Genomic DNA, 22936 nt, shown 5'->3' with positions numbered 1-22936 from the left:
ACCCCCTTAATCTTCTGCTAATGGTTTAAATCGACGAAGCTCTAATAAGCGGTAACCAGTATATTGGCCCATTAACAAAATGGCTGCCATAATCAAGGCATGTACGCCTAAGAAGTTAAATGCCCAATGACGAATTAAATAGTTATCCATCATTAAATACGCGATAACAGCAACAATTAAGCTACCACCGCCTTGGATAAGTACTTCTTTACCGCCTTCTTCTTCCCATAAAATAGACATCCGCTCTATAGTCCAAGCCATAATAATCATTGGGAAAAATGTAATGGTTAACGCTTCGGTTAAGCCCATTCTAAAAGCGATAACAGTAAATAATACGATAATGCCAATAACAACTATGACCACGGCCGAGATCCGTGACACCAGCAGCAAATTCAAGTGCGACAGATAAGATCGAATTATAAGACCGATAGAAACAATTAATAAGAAGCCAACCACACCATTGACTAATTCAGTTTGAATAAACGAGGTAGCAATTAATATAGGCATAAAAGTACCACTGCATTTTAGGCCGATAAGCACTCGTAAAAACACCACCACTAAAGCACCTATTGGTAATAACAGAATGCCCTTAAATAGGTTTTGTTCATCAATTGGTAAGTGATATAAGCCAAAGTCGAAAAAGTCACCTTCAGTGGCAGAGCTGTTTGCTTCTTGTAATGCGCTTTGTGTACTGTGGCTGATTGAAAAGACAATCTTAGAATTTCTACCGCCAACCACATCGAGTAATGATGGCGAATCCTGTTGCCACACTAAAATAGGCAATTCATTGCCTAATTCACCATTTTCTACATCAAACATTTGCCAATCGTTATTGATATACACTTTTAATAATGGGATTAATTGCTGATTACGACGGCTATCTTCAAGCACTAAACCCCGTACCATCATCGCCGGTATCTTTGCCATTTGCATAAGCTGAACAAAAATTTCAGTTTTTGAATACCTTGATAACAGCAGAGCGACATTTTGATCATCAGATTTTATTACATTTAAAATTTGTAACACCAGAAACTGTTGGTTACCGGATTTTTCCATTGCATTATTTAATAAGGTTTGTGCTGAACTCTGATAAGGCTCAGACCATGTTTCTGCAACAACATCCTCAATAGGGGCAAGTTCTTTCTCTGGGTTTAACGTGTGTTTGTACGAGGCTTGATAGTACAAAGTTTGTTTACCTTGAACTTGTCGTTTACTCCACACAACTTCTGACTTATCTTCTTCTCTAAAAACATGCACGCCATAGGCTGGCGAAGCGGTAAATTCATCGACAAGTTCGAATTTAGGATCTTTGGGCAAGGTTAGTTTGGCATTTACAGGTTCATTTTTTCCGGTGAATTCTATTTCGGCTTCAATTTGCCAAATATCTATTTGTTCGCCAGCAGTTAATGGCACCCCCATTTCAACATGGCGATAATAAATACTACTAATTCCGGCAACGATAAGGGCAAAAACAATTATTAAAAAAGGTGTTCTAGAGGTCAAAATTATTCTCCACCTAGTAAATGTTTTTTACTGACATCAACCAAGGCAATATCTTTTAAAAAATTGCGGCCAATTAAGACTTGAAACTCTAAATGACTTCGATCGGCAAGATTAAATATTTGGCCGCGATATTCTTTTTTGCCTACTTTAATCGCAAGCTTTATCTCTATGCGTTCTTCAGCTTTCATATTACTTTGCTGCTTAATTTTAACGGTGTCATAAATTGCGTATTCAAATATTTTAGAGTCTTTGTCACCTTGCAAAGAAAACTTCACCCATTTTTTTCCATCACGTTCAAATTTAGTAATATTGTAAACACCTAAAGAAGAGGTGTCGGCACCAGTATCTATTCTTGCGGCAAAAGTTGTTTTTTCTTTGACTAAAAATATATTTTCAACTTCCCCTATCAATATCATGCCTGACGGGTTCGCTTGCTTGTTTTTAACTGAGCATCGCTCCACATATACCACCTCTTTATCTGCAGGTAATGAATTACCATTTTCGTTGGTATTAATCGCAGCTTTCAATTCTGCAATAAGTTGCTGATTATCCTGATTACAACTCTCAACAATTTGTTTTGAGAGAGATTGTTCAAGGTTAGTGATACTACTATTTACTTGTTCTAATTGAGCATTGGAAGTAGCAGTTGAGTTTTCTGTTGCTACACAACCGGAGAGAGCAATAATTGAAATTGCTAACATTATGTTTTTGAACATATTGATAACTTTTGAAAATAATTGAAATTGGTCCTTTAATTTTAAGACATATTGAGCAAAATGTTATTTTATTAACTGTAATAAGTTGTACGAAAGCTTTACACTCAATTGACAAATTAACTCGATTCCTTTTAAAAGTAAGGGGGGAGAGTAATTAATAGAAAAAAACACAACTAAAGCCGCTAGTATATTTTGTGTATTTTTAATACAAAACAATTAGTTATAATAAGAGAAATAACATGACACTTAAAAATGCTCCGGCATATATTCAATTGGCGGTCGATATTATTCAGATACTAGAAGAACATGAATTGGATAATGAAACAGTGCTAAAAGCCTTGTCTATCGTAACTCAAGATTTTGAAAGTAAGACTAATAACACAAGTACTTCTACCTCTTAGTTTTCACAATAGTTCAATATCAAGCTATAATTAAAAGCTCAATATTGAAAATTTAAACGAATATCAACAAAATAAAAAATTAAAAAGAATAATAAATTGCGATTTAACTCATCAAAAATTCAGGTCTGGCTAGCAGTACTCGCGTTAAGTGGCGTTTTATTGATCCCAAAAAGCTTAGCTGAAACCCCGTTGGTTTATAAATATAAATCAAAGCGAGGTATTCCTTCTTTTTCAGATATAGAACCACAAAATGTAAATTATAAAATAGTCCAAGTAGGCTGTTTCGCCTGTAATGTTGGATCTATGGTTAACTGGTATAAAACACCATTAAATACTAGTGCCTATAGCGATTTAATTCTCAAAAATGCGTTTTTACATAATGTCGACCCCGCATTAATCCGAGCAATTATTCATGCCGAATCTCACTTTAAAGAAAACGCGATATCTAAGGTAGGAGCTCAGGGTTTAATGCAGTTAATGCCTGCAACAGCAAAAGAACTGGGCGTGAAAAACTCTTTAAATGCTGAAGATAATATTCAAGGCGGAGTTAAACATTTAGCCAAGCTATTAAAAAAATATCGAGGCAACATAAAATTAGTCGCCGCAGCTTATAATGCCGGTGAAGGTGCGGTGAAAAAATATGGTGGCGTACCACCATATGGGGAAACATTAGTCTATGTCGACCGAGTAAAAATACTTCACTCAAGGTATCGACAAACAGGTTAATACTTTATAGCTTTTACCTAAATGCCTCTTACCTTAATTTCATAAAATAATCAAAGTCAGATCTGCTATTTGCTTTTTGTGACAATGACAAACCTAATTCTACCAACTGCTGATTTTGCGCATATACGTTTACCATTTCTTTTAATAATCCAATAGCTCTATTAGTATCTCCACTACCATCAATAGCAAGGGCATAAATATAGGCATATTGTTGATCTTGTGGAGATAATGCCATTGATTTTTTAAATAAAGGAATCGCTTTGTTGAGTTGCTGTTGGCGAACAAAATGCAGTCCGTAGCCATAATGCAATATCGCTGAAATAGGGATATTTTTTAACGCTTTGTTATATACCGCAACTACTTGATTAGTTTTACCTTGAGTACGATACAATTCGGCCAAATTTGAATAGGCAGAATCAAAGTAAGGATCAACAGAAATGGCTTTCAAATAAGATTTTTCAGCAGCCTGCATATCTTCTTTAGCCATATCAACCATACCTTGGTTTAACCGCCCTTCACCACGCCAACCACTTTGCCTATTGGCAAAGATAAGCTCATTTAAGGCACTTTTAAAACTTGCCTTGTCACTGTCTGGAATATACACATCCAATAACGAGCGAGCAGCTGCAACACGAATAGCGGCTAAATCATCAATAAGTAATGGGCTTAATAACTCGGCTCTAAAACCAGCGTTTATTATTGAAGCTGTGCCTGCGGCTGCAAGGCGAAGTAAGTTTTCATCATTGTTAACGAATGGTTTTAACAGTTGATGACTTAGCGGTTCAGTACTAAATGCCAACATCTGTAATGCTGTTGCTCTTGAGATAATATCAATTGCGTCATCGTTAACTATCGCTAGATGTTGCTCTAAAGTAATACTTTGACCATGCTGTAAACGCCAAAAATTTTGTCTAGTTTCACTATCAACCCTTGGTTTAACTTTCCAAGATTTTAACAAGCTTACCGCCCATTTATTATCTTGCTGCTCATGACATGTTGTACAAGCATTTGGACTAGCGAATTTTTCTGATAAATCTGGACGAGGGATTTTAAAGCTATGATCACGTCTATCATCAACGCCCATATAAGTATTTTCAGGCATATGACAACTTACACACTGTGCCCCTTCGCTGCCTTTTTCATGGTGATGATGCTCAGGTTTGTCAAATACTTCACTGGCATGACATTGCAAACATAAACCATTATCTGGAATTTTAATTTTCATTGTGTGCTGATCATGACAATCAATACAGTTTACGCCATTGGCATACATCTTACTTTGTAAAAATGAGCCATAAACATACACTTCTTCTTTAATTTGACCATCAACATGATAGTTAGGAGCTTGGATAAATTGTGGTGCAAATTGATCTAAGAATTTTTTACTCGGGTCGATACCATCCGTTAGTGGTGCGCGTAACGCATGACACGAAAAACACTGGTCCATAAAGCTATTATCACGTTTATCACCTACCCAATGAGCGGTACTTTCACCAGAGGTTCGTTGCCAACCACCTTGTTTAATTTCACTAGATTGCTTTTTGTCTTCATGGCCTTGCATGTTTGCATGACATGACACACAACCAACATTGATACCAGTAAAGCTTGAATCAAATTGGTTGTTATTGCTGTCATAGTTTCGTTTCAAACCATCTGAATGACAGTCGGCGCACATGCCATTCCAATTTTGTAGTGGTTGACGCCAATGAAGTCTGTCTGCTGGCTTAATTTCTTCATTTTGATAATTATGGTACCAACGTTGTCCGCCTTCTTCAGTTGAGCGAGCGTCCCATGCAAATGGTAAAACTTGAAATCGACCTTTTTCGGTTTCTACTAGATACTGCTGCAGAGGGTAATGGCCAAAGGTATAAGTTATTGGTAGAGTTTCAGTTTTTTCATCATAAGAAATATCGACAAAATACTTACCTTGTTGATGATAAAAGTAAGCTTTTTGTCCATAATGCTCTGCCGTTTGCTTATCAAAATTTCCAACCACACTGCTCTTATCAGCAATAGCCATAGACTTTGCATGATCAGATTTTTGCCATTGGGTTGTTTGATCTTGATGACAGCTAATACAAGCATTATTGTTCTCGTTTGCAGATAAAGTCGGCGAAAGCCAAATACTTGCTAGAGTTAGAATGAAAAAGAAAAGTTGAAAAAATGAGTTTGAAAAATGCACAAAAAGCCTATATTTTATTTTTGTTATGCTAACTGACGTAAAGATTATACCGTTTGTTAAAATAATGAAAGAAATTAGAGCATGATAAAATCATGCTCTAATTGATCTGAGTTCAAATAATCTGATGCTAACTTATTAGTTGTGTGGTGTATGCCGGATTATCCGGAAAAACATTGGCAATTGTTTTTGAATCTAGCTGCCAATGTTGTTGTAACACGGCGCCAATCCATGAAAATGTACTGGTTGTTGGCATTAAATCTCTGTTATTAAAGAGTTGTTCTTTTGCCAAACCAGGCCAATCTCCTAACACTTTACCACCTTGCACTGCACCACCAGCAATAAACATGGCACTACCGGTGCCATGATCAGTACCGCCAGTACCGTTTTCTTTGGCAGTTCGGCCAAACTCAGTTGCAACAATTACAACGGTGTCTTGCCAATATTCACCCAATTCTGCTTGTAGTGCAGCAATCCCTTGATCAAGTCCTTCAAGTTGTCGATTTAACCTAACCGTCTGGTTATTATGAGTATCCCAACCACCAACTTCTAACATAGCGCAATCAACACCATCATTATTTGCCAGAAGTTTTCCGCAAGATTTAGCTAAATCAACAAACTTACCTTTCTTTTTGGTCGAAGTATTGCCTGCCATTTCTTGAGTATTCAAGCCCTCTTGCAAACGCGACGATAGCATTTCATCATTTTGATATAAGTTCATTAAAGCTTCATAGATATTTTCATCTGCATCTTTTAAACGAGAAGGATACCAAGTACTTACTTTACTGCTGCTACGCATACTAATAGGAACAGAATTAGCGACAGCTAATGCTTTCGTATTTGCTGTCATCTCATTTAAAGCTCGACCTAGCCAACCAGTATCATGATCCAATGACGACAAGCCACTTTCTAAATAATCCTGTCCATCAAAATGAGAACGTCTTGGATAACCAGAGCCAACGGCAACAATAGGTAATAATTGCTTACTTTTGTATAAACCATGCATGTGTTTTAGTGCTGGGTGAAAAGCAAAATCAGTTGATAAAGGTAATAAATCGTTGGCTATTGAAGGCGCTAACTTAGGTCTTAAGACATGATAATTTTTATCAGTAATAGGGACTATTGTATGCAAAGAATCCATTGCTCCTCGCAGTACAACCCATACAATTTTCTTCGGCTTAGAAACTAATTTATTTACAGCGGCTAACGCTGGTGTTTGCAATAAAACTAATGACGCAGAAGCTCCAAGGGTTTTAATAAATTGACGTCTTTTCATAATTATACTCCCCATTATCTACGTAAAAATTCAGGACTCATTAGCAACATTACTAATGCTTGTTTTCTACTTTCGGCTCTAACAACTGCCTTGTAGGTATTGTGTGATGAAGCTAATGCTAAAGTATTATTCATAATATTTTCTGCATTTGATCTTATCCTACTTGCATATAAGGTTGTCCAATCAATTTTCGACATTAACGCATTACCGCCATCCCAATCTTGTTGCTCATCGCTAAAACCTGCTGGTGAACCGGCTTGAAAAGGTTGTTGACCAAATGTATTTAATGTAAAAAACAATTGTTTAAATTTGATAGTATTTTGCGGCAGTGCTCGATAGGTAGATTGTAAAAACTCTCGTGGCGTTTTGAACTTTTCTTGCTCAACATGCCATGCCTGTTCAGAGTTAATTAACGCTAGCATTACTTCTTTTATATTACCGCCAGTTTCTTGCCAGCGTTTAACTAAAATATCTACCAACTGTGAGTCAGGGTTGTCACTAATGAAATGCTTTACCAGTTTATGGCAAATAAATTTTGCGGTGTTAGGATGGTTGGCCAAACCCTTTAACATTGCCTCACCTTGCTTAATTCCCTTTTGCTTGTAAGTTTTACCCAATAACACTCTATTTCCAGGTTCTTTACCCCACGCCCTGTATATAAAGCCGGTTGCATCTTCTTTATGCGAATTGGCTACACTCCAGCCTGTTATGCCTTTAGCAAGTTCAATAACATCAGCCTGACTATAGCCCCCCTTCACACCTAAAGTGTGTAACTCTAATATTTCGCGAGCTAAGTTCTCATTAAGGCCAACGCCTTTCTTCGCTTTTTTAGATTTTGTCGCTAATTTAGAGTTTGGACCAAATGAACGTTCATTATTTAAGTAAGTCAGCATTGCAGGATGTTTACTCACGGCTAGCAACATATCTTCAAAGTTATTAAATAAGTTGGCTGCAATAGCCTCCCTTTCAAGAGTGGCAGCAATAGCGGTCATTACATTTCCGTTTGCCGAGACACTGAAATGATTTGAGAAAAAGTCGAGTAACCGCCAAGCTAAACTATTATCACTGTTAATACTTTGCACAAAAGTATCACTAGCAAGTTTCCGGTAGGTTGTTTGGATAAATTTTTGTCTGACTTTATTGTCTTTTTTATCTTGTTCTTCACTGACTTTATTTTTTTTGTTTTGTCTTTTGATCGCTTGATATTTACTGAGCTGCAAAAATACGTCATTGGATGAAGGCAAGTTTTGATCAAACACTACAGGAGTTAATTGCGCAGCTAACCATTTTTTAGGGTTTTGTTTGGCTAGCTCTAACTCACCGGGTTTAGCACCTAGGCCAAATCGATTTGCTGCAATAGTTGCTTTGCTATTTGTAGTACTCATAATAATAACCACTGTTAAATGTATTTATTCAACATAACATTAACAATAAAATTATCATTCACCATTGGTTTTACATATCTTTACACTGATATTTTTAACTTTCGAACTAAAAAAGTAAATTTAATGTAAATTTGAAACAACCTATTGATAACGTTGTCAGATACTGATAGTTTAAACTCAAATAATATTTACGGCTGTTTACATGAATAATAAATTATTAAAGCTCATCATCGCATCTATTGCGCTCATTGGTATGAATACTCAAGCAGAAGCGGACAAAAATAATACACCATCCTCCCCTAATATTGTTTTTATCATCGCTGATGATATGGGCCGACAAGATGTTGCATTATACGGTAGTAAATTTCATGAAACACCGAACTTAGATCAACTTGCTACTGAGGGCGTCACTTTTAATAACACTTACGTTGCACATCCCCGTTGTGTACCATCTAGAATTGGTTTTATGAGTGGCCAGTCCCCAACAAGAACCGGCAGCAGCTTAGTACATAATAAAAAAAACTCCTTACCTGTAGAAAAGGTGACTTTTGCTGAGCATCTACAGAAAGCCGGCTATAACACCGGATTTATCGGAAAGTGGCACTTAGGTAAAGAAGGTAGTGGTTGGCCAAAACAGCAAGGCTTTGATGAAAGCATTCTTGCAGGATCTGCGGGTGCACCCGACAGTTACTTTTTCCCTTGGGGAGCAAAATCAAAAAAAGGTAAGGAAACCTTTGGTAAAGCAAAAGGTGAAAAAGGGGAATATTTAACCCATAGAATGACTAAAGAAGCTTTAGGTTTTATTGAACGAAATAAAAAAGCCCCATTCCTATTGGTATTATCACACTATGCTGTACATACGCCTATTCAGTCTTTAACTGACGACACCAAATACTTTACCAATAAACTCAATAGTATGGGAATAGAATCAGTAAAGGGTGGCAAACAATACGATATAAAAAGTGATGGCACAGGCATTTCAAAATATAAGACAATTCAAAATCATCCAACATATGCTGCAATGGTTAAAGCAGTTGATGATAGTGTTGGCCAACTTAATGCAAAGTTAAAGCAATTAGGTATTAACGACAATACTATTATTATCTTCACTTCGGATCATGGCGGTCTGTCTTCTAGGGGCCCTAAAAATAGGGAACTGGCCACATCGAACTTACCATATAAGCACGGAAAAGGCTGGTTATATGATGGCGGCATAAGGGTTCCTCACATTGTAAAATGGCCAGCAGCGATAAAAGCCGGTTCAACATCTGATGTCCAGGTAACTGGTACCGACCATTACCCTGCAATACTTGAAATGGCAGGGTTAAATTCGAGTCCAAGCGATCATCTTGATGGAGTCAGTTATTTAAAAGCTTCCAAAGGCGAAACCTATACCAGAGCACCGATGTTTTGGCACTCTCCGATATCTCGTCCTAACTCTACTGGCGATAGAATAAGTTCAGCTATTATTGATGGCAAATGGAAGTTAATTGATTGGTACAATGATGGCTTTGTCGAGTTATTTAATTTAGAAGAAGACAAAGGTGAAACCACTAACTTAGCGAAACAACAACCTGAGAAAGTGAAAGAGTTGAAAAAACTATTAAATGCTTGGTTAAAAGATGCGAACGCACAATACAGAAAGCCAGGTAAGAAAATGAAATGGGATCTAAAAAAAGAAATAAAGGTTAAATCTAGCTAATGTTAAAATCTATAAAAATAATATCAATCGCATTAATAGCACCGCTACTGTTCACTTCGACAGTTAATGCTAAACAGCAAGTACCTGAAGGTGGAAGCATAGTTTCATACCAGCCCGCGCTTACTAAATTAAAGAAAATTAATGAGTTTTCTGAAATTAAAAAGACGACAATAAAAGATAGCCAATATACAGATGTACTTGATATTAAAGTGAATAAACAGTCGCCTAAAATATGGGGTGTGCAAGTTCCTTTTAAGTTTGAAAATGCCAAGGTTGAAATTGGAGATAATATACTATTTAAAGTTGTAGCTCGCTCAGTAAGTTCAAGTATTGCCGATGGTAGCGTTGGTCAAATGGATTTGTTTTTCAAATACACTCGTCGTGGAAAACCAGTAGTTATTAAACGCTTAATGCTTAGCCAAGAATGGCAAACATTTTATATTCCTCAAAATGTTTATCGCGGTCCAAGCACCCCAAATATGCAGTTAGCATTTTTACTTGGTGGTTTACCAAAGCAGCATATTCAAATAGCAGAGTTAGAGTTAGTTAATTACCAAGATAAAGTTGATGTTGCGCAATTACCAATGACCAAAATGAAATATTTTGGTTCTGAAAATGATGCCCAGTGGCGTGATGAAGCAAAGCAACAAATTGAAAAACATAGAAAGTCTGACTTTTCTGTAAATCTGCTTGATGATAAAAATCAGCCTATATTAAATGCATCTTTAGACATTGAGCTAACTAGTCATGATTATAACTTTGGCTGTGGACTTAATGCTGCACAATTGTTTAGTGACAATAAAATTCCTGCCGAAGAAAAACAGCAACGCTTAGCCCAAACTGAGAAAATGTGTAATATGGTTACCATTAATAACTCATTAAAATGGCGTCACTTTAATACTGACCGTGTTGAAAAAGCTATGGCCTGGTTAAAGGATCGCGATATAAAAGTTCGTGGTCATGCGTTAATTTGGGGCCGTTTCCGCAGTGCTCATAAAGATATTGAAAAGAAGCAAGACTATTACAAACAACACCCTGAAGAATTTCAACAAGAATTGCTAAAACACATAAAAGAGTTTGCCGCACTATATCCTGAACAAATTACCGAGTGGGATGTAATTAATGAACCTGCTCCGGAGAAAAATTTCGTTGATATTTTAGGTAAAGAAGCAACGTTGGAATGGTTCAAAGCGGCAAAGCAAACAAGTCCTAACGCCAGCCTTTGTGCCAATGATTATGCGATAATTTCTCGTTATGACACTTGGCACCAAGATGCATACTACGATTGGCTGAAGTATTTTAATGATAACAATGCAATTGATAGAGTATGTGTTCAGGGTCATTTTCAAGGGCCTATGCCCATTAGTGAAATAAAGCAGCGTTTAGATCGTTTTGCTGAATTTGATTTACCAATTGTGCTGACTGAATTTGATTTTTTTGAAATCGACGAAGAGTTAAAAGCACAATTTACCAAAGATTTTATCACCATGTTTTTCGCCCACCCCAATACTGATGGCTTCATCCATTGGAACTTAAGCGATTTATATGATGAAAACGGCGAGTTAAATTTAAGTGGTCAAGTTTATGACAAACTTATCCATGAAACTTGGCATACAAAGGTAGCATTAAGCACTAATAAACAGGGTCAAGTATCATTCAATGGTTTTAAAGGTAAATACAATTTAAAAATTCAACTGGCCAATGGTAAAACCATCAATCAAGTTGTTGAGCTTACCAATTCGAACGTAGTAAATATAAAAGTAAATTAACCTGAAAGATAAAAACGAAGTGTAGAACTACACTTCGTTTTAATTCAAGGATGAATTAACTTAGGATTGCCAGGGATGGCTTAAATTCTGTTAATTCAAGGATGAATTAACTTAGGATTGCCAGGGATGGCTTAAATTCTGTTAATTCAAGGATGAATTAACTTAGAATTGCCAGGGATGGTTTAAATTCTGTTAATTCAAGGATGAATTAACTTAGAATTGCCAGGGATGGTTTAAATTCTGTTAATTCAAGGATGAATTAACTTAGGATTGCCATGGTCGGTATAAATTCTGTTATCTCTATCCTGTTGAGCAAACTTAAAGAAATGATTATGATAAAAACTGTAAATCGCAAAGCTATATTACATTCATTTGCGCTACTGTGCATTGGCATCTTAAGTGTTAATAATCATGTTCTAGCTAACTCTCCAATTCAACCGATTACGGCTAACTCCAATACAACTCAATCAATAAACTTAGTCGATGCTCAGATAAAATATATCGGCCGTGTAACCAAAGGTAAGCAGTTTTCTTTAACTGGTTCAGGCCTTGCATTTAACCTGTCTGGTGGTAATGTTTGGGCAAGTTTTTATATAAAAGAAAAAAACAAAGCAGCGCTGAACATTGTTATCAATGGTACTGAACATGCGTTAATTTTAAAAAATGGTGAACACAAATATTTGATCGCCAGTAATTTACCGAACGGTGAACACACCATCAGCATTTTAAAGCGCAATGAAGCGGCCAAAAGTACGGTGCAATTAACGAATTTAGAGATAGAACCAACTCATGCATTACACCCTGCCCCAACGTTTAAAAGCCAAGTACTGGCCATTGGTGATTCGATAACCTGTGGTTATGGTAATGAAGCAAAAAAAAATAACGAAGGCAACACCTTAGCCAATCAAAATGGCTACCAAACCTATTCAGCAATTGCCGCAAGAAAGCTTCAGGCTGAAGTCATGATTGTGTGTTGGTCTGGCAGAGGGATGTCTAGAAATAGAAGTATAAACAACGAAGATATCGGCTTATTACCGCAATTATATAATTATTACTTACCTAATGAACCACAAGAGCAGTGGAATCCTGCTGAATATTCTCCCGAACATATCCTAATAAATTTGGGCACCAATGATAATGCCAATGGAAAAATTAAAGGTGAACTTAATAAAACTTTATATTTAGCTGCTTACCAAAACTTCATCAACACCCTGCGCGATGACTTTCCAAATGCACATTTAATATTTGCAATAGGGCCAATGAAAAGCGGTTCAATTTCGCAATGGCTACCTGAACTTACAGCAAATAATGAAAACACCAGCTCCCTTATTTTTACTTCCTATAAAGGAAAAAGTGAGATTGGCGGGCATTATCATCCGCATGTTTCAAAGCATAAATTAATGGCAGAGCAATTGGTCGAACATATTAAAGTAATAAACACAGCTAACTAACACTGGCTACATATGCCTTAAATAAATTTATATGCCAGATGAAATAGCAACGCTATTTAAAATTAATAATAAAAATAGAGCGATAAATGAATAAGACAACTTACTATCTAACCTGCCTTTTCTTTCTGTGCTCCGGCTTTAGCAATATAGCAAAGTCAGCAGTTGATCATCATTTAATCAAAAGGACACATGATGATGGCATTAGCTTTCCTTACACTGCCCCAAAAAATCAGATCAACTATTTAAAGAAAGTTGATCCGCAATATTTGCCTTACATGCAAGCACAATCAGAGATGATAAATGCATGGCAAGATGACCGCTTTGGCGTATTTATACATTGGGATCACTCATCACAGGTTCCGGTGAGTATGAGTTGGGGTAGAAAAGGTGCCAGGCCACACCACTCGAGTGATGGTAAGGTAACTAAAGGGGTGCCCGAGTTAGAATATAATGATTTAGCAAAAACCTTCAACCCCAAAAATTTTAATGCCCGTAAATGGATGGACATCATCGAGAGTGCCGGAGCCAAGTATGTGGTTTTTACCGCAAAGCATCATGCTGGATTTTCGATGTGGGATACTAAAGTTTCCGACTTTAATATTATGAATACTCCTTATGGTAAAGATGTCACCAAGGAGTTGGTGGCAGAGGCACATAAACGCGGTATTAAATTTCACTTCTATTATTCTCAACCCGACTGGTATGAAAAATTGTACCGTGATGCAAAAAATAAAGATGAATTTAATCGAAATTTTTTGTTTCCACAAATCAGAGAATTATTAACCCAATATGGCAAAATTGATGGTATGTGGTTTGATGGTTTAGGTAAGGGTATCGATACTTGGTATGGTCCAGAGTTGATAACTATGATGCGGAAATTACAACCACATTTAATAGTAAATCATCGCTGGGGAAACCCTTCGTGGCGCTTTGGTGATTACGATGGTCCAGAACGAAAAATTGGTCGTTTTCAAATTAATCGTCCATGGGAAACCTGTACCATTATTGGCGGAGGCTGGGGATGGATGGGTGATAAGCCCCCTATGGCATTTAACGACACAATAGATCTTATCTCAATTACTGCCAGCAGGGGCGGTAACTTATTATTAAATACCGGGCCAACGGCACTAGGTGAAATAAACCCAACTCATGCACAACGCTTTTTTGAGATGGGTCAGTGGCTAAAGGTCAATGGCGAAAGCATTTATGGCACTCGTGGCGGACCGTATATCGACGGTCCTTGGGGTGGCTCTACTCGTAAGGGTAATATTATTTATCTGCATTTGTATGGCGATGTCGGTAGCGAGCTATCATTACCTGATTTACCGATAAAAGTAACTTCAGCAACTTTACTGGCGGGAGGTAAAGTCGAAGTTAGCCAAGTAAATAAGAAGCTTACTTTAACCTTAGCCAAGCAGGTAACAACCGGCACGGTGGTGAAGCTAGAAGTAAGTGCGGACGTAAGTCACTTACCGGTAATTGCCACCATAAAGAACTCAGTTAGCTTAACAGCAAGCGCAAAATCTTCTTCGGATAAAAGTCCAAAATTCAGTGCTTCGGCTATGGTATCAGGTAGTGCAACGAACTTTTCCGAAGGCATTAATATCCGCGATAGCTGGTCACCTAATCATATTGATAAAAAGCCATGGATTGAGTTGAATTTGCACGGCAAACAAGCCATTGATTATCTCAGTATCGGTTCACAATCCTACGGTAAGTTAATTACTGAGGGGTTAGGTTTTATAGTTATGCTTAAAATTGATGGCCAATGGCAGCAGGTGTATCAAACAGAACAATTAAAAATTACTAATGGCATTGCTTTTGAAAAGACCTACCAAGCGACAGATATCAGAATTGAATTTAACAGCGGAAAACAACTTAATGTTAATGAAATTATTGCCTATTCGGCATTATAGGAGTCGACATGTTTATTAAAGTGATGTTCCCTTTATTCATTATTTTTCATACTTTACCTGTGCTGGCGAATCAGCCTAATATCGTGTTTATTTTAGCTGATGATCTGGGTGCTCATACATTAAGCTCTGATGGCAACCCAATAATGGAAACGCCACACCTTGATAAGTTAGCCGCAGCTGGAATGAGTTTTAGTCGAGGTTATGCCAATGCGGCAACCTGTAAACCGTCAAGAGCAGCGATAATTAGTGGCCAATATGCACCACGTACTGAGATTTATCGAGTAGTTGATCGCCATAAAGGTAAAGATGATTACATAAAATTTAAAGTGCCACCTAATGCAACTCACTTGGCTTTAGATAACATCACCTTAGCTGAATCCTTAAAGGCGGCAGGATATCAAACCGGACATTTTGGTAAATGGCATTTAGAGAAATATAAGAGTTACCTGCCTGACACTCAAGGTTTTGATGTCTCTTATGAAAGCCATAAAGTTCACTTTGGCGCTCAAATAAACATGGATAAAAACTTGCCAAATGATGTTTATATTGGCGATTTTATGACAGATAAAGCATTAGAGTTTATTGACAATGCAACGAATAACAAAAAACCTTTTTTTGCATATATCCCTTACTACCTTATCCACAAGCCTTGGCAAGCAAAAGCCGATGATTTAGCTTATTTTGATAAAAAATGGGGCAACAAATATGATGCTACTACTAAGTCTGTTGCTGCCATGACAAAAGCACTAGATGATAATGTTGGTAGAGTGAACGAACACCTTGAAAAGCTTGGTATCAGCGATAATACCTTAGTAGTTTTCACCTCTGATAATGGCGGCTATAAAATGCCAGGTAATGTGCTCAATGGAAAATTGCGGGGCTACAAAGGCGAAATCTATGAAGGTGGTTTACGAGTGCCATATATTTTCAAATTCCCAACAGTAATCGCCAATAATCAGCGCAGTAATGAAATGATTATGGGCATTGATATATATCCAACATTGATTAGTTTTGCTAAAGCAAAAGCGCCTCAGCAGGCACTTGATGGTGTTGACTTTATGCCATTACTAACAGGCAATACAAAAGTAAATCCACCGCGATCATTATTTTGGTTCTTTCCCAAATGGGAACGTTACCAAGAAAAAACAGGCAAATGGTATAACTCTTGGCGTAATGTCATAAACAATGGGCGTTATAAACTAATAGAGTATCCAGATCTTGATCAGGTTGAGGTATACGATTTAGAAAACGACCCGTTCGAACAGCAGGACATTTCTTCAAGTGCGGCCGAATTAACGACTCACCTACAGCAAGAATTAAAAGATTGGAAAATTAATATCTCGGCTCATCAAGAAATCATTAATCCAAACTTTAAAGAGACGACGTCAAATAAATGAGACATTTATTCTACCATATCAGTCGCTAAACTTGACAGGTATAAGTATTATAAACATATACGAATACCTTCAGTATTTTCGGCAGTTCTTTATTCTTATTTATAGTTATTCATCCGACGCAGCCTTCAGGTGATGTAGTAGAAATGCCACGTCATCTTTGAAGTTCGTCTGGTTTTTAGGATACATCAGATGCACTTCTACACTGTTGCGTTTGAGCTGTTCTTTTAGAGCGATGCCAAAATTGACGTGGTGTGTAGCCCAACCTTTCACCGATTTCTTATTTCGAGGTATTGGCGTGTCCGGGTTCATGCCGTAGCTCATGAAAGTGGGAGGATCATCTGCGCTGATGTGAGTGATAATGGAGAGTTCTTTGATTAGGTCACGGACTACAGGCTTCGAAAGATCGGGGGCTTTGTAGAATGATTTTTTATAGCCAGGGATGTTTTCAACCCACCACTCCTTATCCATGGTCGACTGAACGCCTCTGGGAGCAACTGCGGTTAGTCGAGATGATTCGCGAGCTATTGGGTCATCGCTTTGCGCATCGGCGAAATCGTCATGCCAGGCCAGGTAGGACACCAGTTGGCCACCAGCTGATCCGCCATAGGCGGCGATGCGGTCTTTATCTATGCCCCACTCATCTGCCTTATTGCGGATAAACTGCAGGGCGCGAATCACGTCTTCATGCGCTGCCGGCAATTCTGCATGCTGTCGGAAACGATATTCTATCGAGGCATGATGAACACCGCCTTTAAGGAATTGTTGAACCTTGTCACCGTATACTTTATCGTGAGATCCCGATGTAAAACCACCTCCATGAATATAAATAACCAACGGCGCGGCCCCTTCCACATCTGATTTCCAAAAATCAAATATCTGGTTAGAATGATTGCCGTAAGAGACATTTTCGTAAGTGATTGGTGGTGGGATGCTATATTTATTTTTCGCGTGAACATTAAGGCTACTGCTAGCAATGATCAGAAATGCGAAGTGTAGCCATCGAGTCGGATATGAATTGGTCATACTGAGTCCTGGTTAGTTTAAGTTCGTAGTTAATAGATATCGTTTTTTAAATATTGTGCAATCTGCTAATTAGCATAACCTGTCAACATAACCGTTAAACTATTGCTACAACCCACATATTTCAAAGCATAAATCGACGGTAAAGCAATTGATCGAACATCTATAAAAATACTCTATGTATTAACTTATACTTTAATCTTCTGTAACGACAGACAAGGCTATCAACTGGGATACAGTAACAAACTGATATCCTTCTTGTTTCCACAAAGGTAATAATATCTTTAATGCTTGCAAGGTATGTTCCCTCTCATGCATTAAGATGATATCGCCGCTCTTAATACCTTCAGATAATTTTTTTACTATATTGTTAACAGCTACATTTTTTTTGGCATCTTTAGCCATAACTGATGCACTAACGAGCAGGAGTTGCTCGTCTATTAATAATTGTTCAATCGATTGGTTTGTTTTCAGAAATGGCGCTCGAAATAAAGTAGGTTTAAGGCCAACCAATTTTGCCTGCTGTTGAAACTGATGTATTTCTAGTTGCTGTTGCTCGGAGTTTAACTCAGTAAGTTTTTTATGTGACCAGGAATGATTTCCGATCTCATGCCCGCTAGCAATAACCAAATGAGTTAGTTGTGGGTTTTGCTTTATCTTTTTACCAATATTGAAAAATGTTGCTTTCGCCTGATATTTATCGAGCAAGGACAGCATTGGTTGAGTAACGCCCAGAATAGGTCCATCATCAAAAGTCAGCGCGATAATTTTCGATTGTTCATCGAGTACTTTGATTTGACGTAGCGCTTCTTGCGCTGTTACCAATGAACTGTAAACAGTAATAATGGCTGACAATAAATAAACAATTGCAGGTATTTTCATCTTAAAAACTTTACCCTTTTTACGGCTAATTGGCATAATTAGATAGCTGTAAAGTTACGCCTGAACTGCCTTCAATCCAATCAAATTCAATAGTCTCATCTGAAAAATCATCAATTGAAACTGTTGCTTGATACTTACCTTTAAACCCACTGAAGTACGCTTTTGAATCACGATTAAAGTAAGTTGTTTCATTTGTATGCCAATGCTTTTTAACCATATAAAGCCAAGTCTGTCCTCTAAGATTTGGTGTGCCATCTATTTCAACAATATGACGCTGAGTATCATCGCCCTTCTTGAAAAACGTCCAAACTAGGATATCTGTCACATTTTCCTTACTAAAATATACACTCATCACTCGCTCTGTCATCAAAGCCCGATCTAACTCAGTTGTAATGCCAAGATTTTCACCGCCCGCTTTCATTTCAAATTCTGTTGCGGCAATCGGTAATTGGTATTTATCAAAATACTGTAGACGCTGGTACATTGTTTCCGCATCTAATAAAGTGCCATCACTTAATGTACCAAATCGGCTTTGAAAACCAAGAGCTTCAAGTGGCCCATCATTATCAAGAATAGAAAGCATATCGGATTCGAATATTTCCATTCTTTCAGTTTTTGAGCCCAGTGCGGTATCTGAAACAACTCGATTATCATTCAAGTACAGGGTGGCTGTTGGATTTTTTACATGCTGTTTGGCTAACTTAAACCAATGTGCTTCTTCTTGATAGCCAAGCTTTTCTTGAACATCCTGTTTGCCTCTAATTTCATTGGCAACATCCCACTCATCAACGTCCCACTTTTTCGCCCAATTGCTGATAATAGTATCAACATAAACTTTTAAGTCAGCATTTGTTAATTCATTAGTCGGGCCAGAAGCTATGTTCATGAGCAGAGCGTCTTCTGTACTTATAGAAGATTCCATATTGCTCCAGCCTGGCCAAATTAAAGTATGACCTCGTACTGGAATATCTTGATCATGTAACCAAGTCATGATTTCTGGCACCAAATCTTGATGACCACCACGAAGCTTATATTTCAGAGCATTTTGAAAGCCTGCTTTATTAAAACCAAAGCTTTGGTAGGTCTCTTGATAAAGCTGCTTAGTTACGCCTTGCTCACCATGCCACATCTTAGCTTGTACAACGCCGCCAAAATTAAAGTGATGGCGCTGCAAGGCAAAATTAACCTTAGCATTTTTAACTGGTTTACCATTTTTATCTACAAGGTTAATTTCCCCAGAGGTCTTTCTATGTTGTTCAATGCGAGCATTGGCATCTTTTCGCCATTGCTCAGTGCCACATTCAATATCATTAACTAAAAGTTCAATACCCGAGATGTTGTTACCAGACAGATCTGCATCCCCTTGAGATGCAGCCGTTGTTTTTTCACACTGTTGTTTTGCCTTTTGGCAAAATACAATAACATCATCAACGTTGACCTCTGTAAACTGACTTTCAGAATTGATTACCTGGCACATATGGGCTTCTGGCTGACTAGTTATACTTACAGTTACTTGTTGGTTAGCAGTAAAAATAGTATTAAATGAAAAAGTACCGTTTTGTACTATTGTGATCTCTTCTAAATTGTTTATCTGAAGGCTGACTTGGCCAGAGCTTAGACCATTGATGTTGCCAGATAAGGTATAGTTACTCTCATCTGGAGTTTCGTCTGGAGTCTCATCTGGAGTTTCGTCTGGAGTCTCATCTGGAGTTTCGTCTGGAGTCTCATCTGGAGTCTCTTCTGGAGTCTCTTCTGGAGTTTCGTCTGGAGTCTCTTCTGGAGTCTCTTCTGGAGTCTCTTCTGGAGTCTCTTCTGGAGTCTCTTCTGGAGTCTCTTCTGGAGTCTCTTCTGGAGTCTCTTCTGGAGTCTCTTCTGGAGTCTCTTCTGGAGTCTCTTCTGGAGTCTCGTCTGGAGTCTCTTCTGGAGTTTCTGCTGGATCGTTGTTTTCAACCGGAGGTATTACTTCAAACTCTGGCTTTTCGGAATTGCCACTGCCGCCACAAGAGAATAGAAAGCTCGAAACAGATAAAATCACAATAATAAAGTTTAAATTTTTCATTTTCTACCCTTCAAACTTATTCAATATTGATTTATTTTTGACTATAACTGTAAATAAAATCAGCAGTAAAATTTGCCAAGATAAACTACCGCCAGAGCTAGGTTCATCCTCTTCAATAATAGGCTCTTGTTCTTCTGGTTGTTCTTCGACAACGAAGGCTTCGTCCTCAACAGGGGTTTCTTCGACAACAGGAACTTCTTCCTCAACAGGTGGTTCTTCCTCAACAGGAGGTTCTTCCTCAACAGGAGGTTCTTCCTCAACAGGTGGTTCTTCAACAACAGGTGGTTCTTCAACAACAGGTGGTTCTTCCTCAACAGGTGGTTCTTCCTCAACAGGTGGTTCTTCAACAACAGGTGGTTCTTCCTCAACAGGTGGTTCTTCAACAACAGGTGGTTCTTCCTCAACAGGTGGCTCTACTTTGATATAAACTTCTTCAACCAACAGCTCCACATCTTTTAGTTCACCTTGTAATAAATTTAAGCCTTGGCCGTTAATTCTAAGCAAGTTATATAGTTGTTGCTGCAACTCTAGATCCGATTCTGGATCAAAAATATTTTCGGTTTCGTTAATGTCATTAGCTAAATTATATAGCTCAGTGTAAGCCAAGCCACTGCCATTAGAATTCCACCATTCGGTATAACGATAACTTTGTGTTCGTAAAGAATACCCGTATGCGCCATTTCTCTTATACTGGCTTATAGCACCATTTCTTACTGCCGTTTCGCTTTGTTCTATAACCGGTAATTGGCTAACACCTTGTAAATACTCGTCTATTTCAACATTAGCCAAATCTAATATGGTTGGATAAAGATCGGTACTTTCGACTAATGCGTAGGTGCTATGCGCGGCGTTATTTGGAACTTTAATGATTAATGGTATCTGGTTCGCCTGTTCTAATACGGTATGTTTGCCCCATAAGCCATGATCGCCTAAATGAAAACCATGATCTCCCCATAAAACTATAACGGTATTATCGGCAAGATTTAAATCAGCAATTTTTGCCAATAACTTACCAACTTGTGCATCAACAAAGCTGGTACTGGCGTAATAACCATGAATTAAATCTCGCTGTTGCGAAGGAGTAATATTGCCAACTTCATATGTTTGTCCAACTGCTGGATTGTAACTTTTAATCAGTTCATTACTTTTACTATCAATATAACTGCCATTGCTGTTTAACGGCAGCTGTTGAAATTCTTCTAAATCAAATTCAGCTTGGTTATACAAATCAAAATATTGTTGTGGCGCAAAAAATGGCAGATGTGGCCTTTTAAAACCAACGGCGAGAAAGAACGGCTGTTCTTGCTCTGCAAACTGAGTCAGTAAATTTATTCCTTGCTCGGCAATTTTCCCATCTACAAAACCACTTTCTGTAGCATCAATGGCTTTCACCGCTAACTTGTCTGCAGTTTTCTTATCTACATCACCAAACACTTTGCTATAAGGTATCGTCCAAGATTGTGCATCGTAACTATCATCTACATTTCTAGGGTCAAAAATTTTCCCTGCTGCTGCAGTAACATAGCCTGCTGAAATCAATTTTTGCGGTAAGGTTACAACATTCGGATTAACGTCCCGAATTGTATCAGACAGATTCAAAATGCCATTTGATTCAGGGCGTAATCCTGTTAACAGGTTCATTCTTGATGGGCCACATACAGGGTACTGACTATAGGCTCGCTGAAATACTACGCCCTGACTGGCTAATACATCAATGTTCGGAGTTATAGCGTCCAAATCACCAAAACTGGTAGCCAGTGGTTTTAAATCATCTATGGCGATAAATAGTATATTTGGTTTATCTAACGCATTAGCCAATACCGCATGACTGTGTAATACCATAAGAGTAGATATGACTAAAATAAATTTATTTCTGCTAATTAACTTCCGGCTCTTCATCAATTTCATAGTTATATTTTCAATTGTTGTTCCAAACGATCGGTTGACAACGTTATCAACCCGCAACTAAGCATATCATCCTGATTACTTTTGTCTATACAATTATTAATTGCTAATCTTCTATACTTAATGCAATTAATCTGATGGTGGTAATTATGAAAATCTTAACTAGTAGCTTATTTATATTTGCTCTGGCTGCATGTACTAATAATGAGTTAAATAATGAGTTAAATAATGAGCCAAAAAAAATAGATCCAAGACAAGGCGAAGAGGTAAATCAAATTTGCTTCAATCGTACTATGGATAGTTGGAGTGCATTAGAAGGCGAAAACAAGGCACTTTTAGTTTATGACAGTAGAAATAAACCTTATAAATTAGATTTAATTGGCACTTGTGACCCACAATGGGCAATGATGCGTATAGCCACAGTTAGTCGTGGTGCATCAAGTTGTTTATCAAGAGGTGATAAAATTATCACTGATGCTGATATGGATCGACATGACAGCTGTACCATTATGAGAATATACAAATGGCATCCAGAAAAACTTGATGAAGCAAAGGTTTCAGAGAAAGATTCAGCAGTGAAAAAAGAAAGTAAAAACAAGACGCCAGAATAGTTAACAAAGTTTGAATGTTCAAACTTAATGATATTGTT

At 37.7% G+C, this 22936-nt stretch carries 17 protein-coding genes; 8 read left to right on the top strand and 9 right to left on the bottom strand.

The genetic code is table 11. The features are described from left to right. Nucleotides 1–6: 6 nt before the first annotated feature. Nucleotides 7–1503, bottom strand: coding sequence for an inactive transglutaminase family protein (locus tag RGQ13_RS03490; protein ID WP_348392172.1), 1497 nt, complete (start codon nt 1501–1503; stop codon nt 7–9). Nucleotides 1504–1505: 2 nt separating this feature from the next. Further along, nucleotides 1506–2219: an ATP-dependent zinc protease family protein gene (locus RGQ13_RS03485; protein WP_348392171.1), complete on the bottom strand. Its 714-nt coding sequence runs from the start codon at nt 2217–2219 to the stop codon at nt 1506–1508. 239 nt (nt 2220–2458) lie between these two features. Here RGQ13_RS03485 and RGQ13_RS03480 point away from each other — a divergent pair, with 239 nt between their 5' ends. Continuing rightward, nucleotides 2459–2620 carry a DUF2496 domain-containing protein gene (locus tag RGQ13_RS03480; protein ID WP_348392170.1) on the top strand — a complete coding sequence of 54 codons (162 nt, stop codon included), beginning with the start codon at nt 2459–2461 and terminating at the stop codon, nt 2618–2620. 96 nt (nt 2621–2716) lie between these two features. Next, nucleotides 2717–3346: a lytic transglycosylase domain-containing protein gene (locus RGQ13_RS03475; RefSeq protein WP_348392169.1), complete on the top strand. Its 630-nt coding sequence runs from the start codon at nt 2717–2719 to the stop codon at nt 3344–3346. Nucleotides 3347–3374: 28 nt separating this feature from the next. Here the strand turns inward: RGQ13_RS03475 and RGQ13_RS03470 are convergent, their stop codons facing one another. From RGQ13_RS03470 to RGQ13_RS03460, 3 genes are all read right to left on the bottom strand, one after another. After that, nucleotides 3375–5528, bottom strand: coding sequence for a multiheme c-type cytochrome (locus tag RGQ13_RS03470; RefSeq protein ID WP_348392168.1), 2154 nt, complete (start codon nt 5526–5528; stop codon nt 3375–3377). Between the two features lie 127 nt (nt 5529–5655). Next, the gene (locus tag RGQ13_RS03465; protein WP_348392167.1) at nt 5656–6801 is read right to left on the bottom strand and encodes a DUF1501 domain-containing protein; all 1146 of its coding nucleotides are present in this window, start codon (nt 6799–6801) and stop codon (nt 5656–5658) included. A gap of 14 nt (nt 6802–6815) precedes the next feature. Continuing rightward, entirely contained in the window at nt 6816–8186 is a 1371-nt protein-coding gene (locus RGQ13_RS03460) for a DUF1800 domain-containing protein (RefSeq protein WP_348392166.1), read from the bottom strand. Nucleotides 8187–8388: 202 nt separating this feature from the next. Here RGQ13_RS03460 and RGQ13_RS03455 point away from each other — a divergent pair, with 202 nt between their 5' ends. The 5 genes from RGQ13_RS03455 (at nt 8389) to RGQ13_RS03435 (ending at nt 16421) form a co-directional block, all read left to right on the top strand. Further along, on the top strand, nt 8389–9888 hold the full coding sequence (locus tag RGQ13_RS03455; RefSeq protein ID WP_348392165.1) for a sulfatase: 1500 nt from the start codon (nt 8389–8391) through the stop codon (nt 9886–9888). Then, nucleotides 9888–11657 (top strand): endo-1,4-beta-xylanase, encoded by a 1770-nt coding sequence (locus RGQ13_RS03450; RefSeq protein WP_348392164.1) that lies wholly within the window; start codon nt 9888–9890, stop codon nt 11655–11657. Before RGQ13_RS03455 ends, RGQ13_RS03450 begins: the two co-directional genes overlap by 1 nt. A 332-nt stretch (nt 11658–11989) precedes the next feature. Then, nucleotides 11990–13108 (top strand): SGNH/GDSL hydrolase family protein, encoded by a 1119-nt coding sequence (locus RGQ13_RS03445; protein ID WP_348392163.1) that lies wholly within the window; start codon nt 11990–11992, stop codon nt 13106–13108. Between the two features lie 86 nt (nt 13109–13194). Next, nucleotides 13195–15024, top strand: coding sequence for an alpha-L-fucosidase (locus tag RGQ13_RS03440; protein WP_348392162.1), 1830 nt, complete (start codon nt 13195–13197; stop codon nt 15022–15024). Nucleotides 15025–15032: 8 nt separating this feature from the next. Next, on the top strand, nt 15033–16421 hold the full coding sequence (locus RGQ13_RS03435) for a sulfatase (protein ID WP_348392161.1): 1389 nt from the start codon (nt 15033–15035) through the stop codon (nt 16419–16421). A 105-nt stretch (nt 16422–16526) separates the two neighbouring features. Here the strand turns inward: RGQ13_RS03435 and RGQ13_RS03430 are convergent, their stop codons facing one another. From RGQ13_RS03430 to RGQ13_RS03415, 4 genes are all read right to left on the bottom strand, one after another. Beyond that, nucleotides 16527–17444 carry an alpha/beta hydrolase gene (locus RGQ13_RS03430; protein WP_348392160.1) on the bottom strand — a complete coding sequence of 306 codons (918 nt, stop codon included), beginning with the start codon at nt 17442–17444 and terminating at the stop codon, nt 16527–16529. Nucleotides 17445–17636: 192 nt separating this feature from the next. Beyond that, nucleotides 17637–18323, bottom strand: a complete 687-nt coding sequence (locus RGQ13_RS03425) for a polysaccharide deacetylase family protein (RefSeq protein WP_348392159.1) — start codon at nt 18321–18323, stop codon at nt 17637–17639. Nucleotides 18324–18348: 25 nt separating this feature from the next. Continuing rightward, nucleotides 18349–20382, bottom strand: coding sequence for an endo-1,4-beta-xylanase (locus RGQ13_RS03420; RefSeq protein ID WP_348392158.1), 2034 nt, complete (start codon nt 20380–20382; stop codon nt 18349–18351). Between the two features lie 3 nt (nt 20383–20385). Further along, entirely contained in the window at nt 20386–22290 is a 1905-nt protein-coding gene (locus RGQ13_RS03415; protein WP_348392157.1) for a sulfatase, read from the bottom strand. Between the two features lie 146 nt (nt 22291–22436). Here RGQ13_RS03415 and RGQ13_RS03410 point away from each other — a divergent pair, with 146 nt between their 5' ends. Then, complete coding sequence (locus RGQ13_RS03410; RefSeq protein WP_348392156.1) at nt 22437–22898, top strand: DUF6491 family protein; 462 nt, start codon at nt 22437–22439, stop codon at nt 22896–22898. Nucleotides 22899–22936 lie beyond the last annotated feature (38 nt).

It is taken from the genome of Thalassotalea psychrophila, assembly GCF_031583595.1.
Classification (GTDB): Bacteria; Pseudomonadota; Gammaproteobacteria; order Enterobacterales; family Alteromonadaceae; genus Thalassotalea_A; species Thalassotalea_A psychrophila.
This window is presented reverse-complemented; position numbering and strand designations above follow the sequence as displayed.

Coding starts and splice junctions, on each gene's coding strand:
- RGQ13_RS03430 (WP_348392160.1), bottom strand. CDS start 17,444: ATGACCAATTCATATCCGACTCGATGGCTACACTTCGCATTTCTGATC.
- RGQ13_RS03485 (WP_348392171.1), bottom strand. CDS start 2,219: ATGTTCAAAAACATAATGTTAGCAATTTCAATTATTGCTCTCTCCGGT.
- RGQ13_RS03455 (WP_348392165.1), top strand. CDS start 8,389: ATGAATAATAAATTATTAAAGCTCATCATCGCATCTATTGCGCTCATT.
- RGQ13_RS03445 (WP_348392163.1), top strand. CDS start 11,990: ATGATAAAAACTGTAAATCGCAAAGCTATATTACATTCATTTGCGCTA.
- RGQ13_RS03465 (WP_348392167.1), bottom strand. CDS start 6,801: ATGAAAAGACGTCAATTTATTAAAACCCTTGGAGCTTCTGCGTCATTA.
- RGQ13_RS03460 (WP_348392166.1), bottom strand. CDS start 8,186: ATGAGTACTACAAATAGCAAAGCAACTATTGCAGCAAATCGATTTGGC.
- RGQ13_RS03435 (WP_348392161.1), top strand. CDS start 15,033: ATGTTTATTAAAGTGATGTTCCCTTTATTCATTATTTTTCATACTTTA.
- RGQ13_RS03425 (WP_348392159.1), bottom strand. CDS start 18,323: ATGAAAATACCTGCAATTGTTTATTTATTGTCAGCCATTATTACTGTT.
- RGQ13_RS03440 (WP_348392162.1), top strand. CDS start 13,195: ATGAATAAGACAACTTACTATCTAACCTGCCTTTTCTTTCTGTGCTCC.
- RGQ13_RS03420 (WP_348392158.1), bottom strand. CDS start 20,382: ATGAAAAATTTAAACTTTATTATTGTGATTTTATCTGTTTCGAGCTTT.
- RGQ13_RS03450 (WP_348392164.1), top strand. CDS start 9,888: ATGTTAAAATCTATAAAAATAATATCAATCGCATTAATAGCACCGCTA.
- RGQ13_RS03410 (WP_348392156.1), top strand. CDS start 22,437: ATGAAAATCTTAACTAGTAGCTTATTTATATTTGCTCTGGCTGCATGT.
- RGQ13_RS03480 (WP_348392170.1), top strand. CDS start 2,459: ATGACACTTAAAAATGCTCCGGCATATATTCAATTGGCGGTCGATATT.
- RGQ13_RS03415 (WP_348392157.1), bottom strand. CDS start 22,290: ATGAAATTGATGAAGAGCCGGAAGTTAATTAGCAGAAATAAATTTATT.